This is a genomic window from Aquidulcibacter paucihalophilus (assembly GCF_002105465.1).
GTDB classification, from domain to species: Bacteria; Pseudomonadota; Alphaproteobacteria; order Caulobacterales; family Aquidulcibacteraceae; genus Aquidulcibacter; species Aquidulcibacter paucihalophilus.
This window is the reverse complement of sequence record NZ_NCSQ01000092.1, coordinates 1-683: the sequence shown is the minus strand read 5'-3', so window position 1 is coordinate 683 and position 683 is coordinate 1. Positions and strand designations below refer to the sequence as shown.

Annotated in this window: 1 protein-coding gene; it reads right to left on the bottom strand. The window is 55.9% G+C overall.

Annotated elements, in window-relative coordinates:
- Positions 1–62: 62 nt before the first annotated feature.
- Positions 63–683, bottom strand: a 621-nt coding sequence (locus B7364_RS07910; RefSeq protein ID WP_269798772.1) for an EF-Tu C-terminal domain-related protein, incomplete at its 5' end; no start/stop codon positions are given.

Here is a 683-nt window from a genome sequence, read left to right as displayed (position 1 = left end):
CGCACAAAAAAACGCCCCGACCTTTCGGTCAGGGCGCTCATTCGTTTGACTGGAGTTAGGTCTTATTCAACCACGGCTGCCACAACGCCTGCACCAACGGTGCGGCCACCTTCGCGGATCGCGAAGCGCAAGCCTTGGGTCATGGCGATCGGGGTGATGAGTTCCACCATGATCTTAATGTTGTCGCCTGGCATCACCATTTCAACGCCGTCTGGCAACATGCAGATGCCGGTCACGTCGGTCGTGCGGAAGTAGAATTGAGGACGGTAGTTGGTGAAGAATGGCGTGTGACGGCCACCTTCTTCCTTCGTCAAGATATAGGCCTCAGCTTCAAACTTCTTGTGTGGCTTGATGCTGCCTGGCTTACACAACACCTGACCGCGCTCCACGCCCGTACGGTCCACACCGCGCAACAACGCACCAATGTTGTCGCCAGCCTGTCCAGAATCGAGCAGCTTGCGGAACATTTCAACACCGGTCACCGTCGACTTGATGGTGTCGCGGATACCCACGATCTCCACTTCTTCGCCAACCTTGATGATGCCGGTCTCAACACGGCCCGTCACCACCGTACCACGGCCCGAGATCGAGAACACGTCTTCGATTGGCATCAAGAATGGACGGTCCAATGGACGCTCTGGCTGTGGAATATACTCATCCACCGATGCCATCAAAGCCAAAAT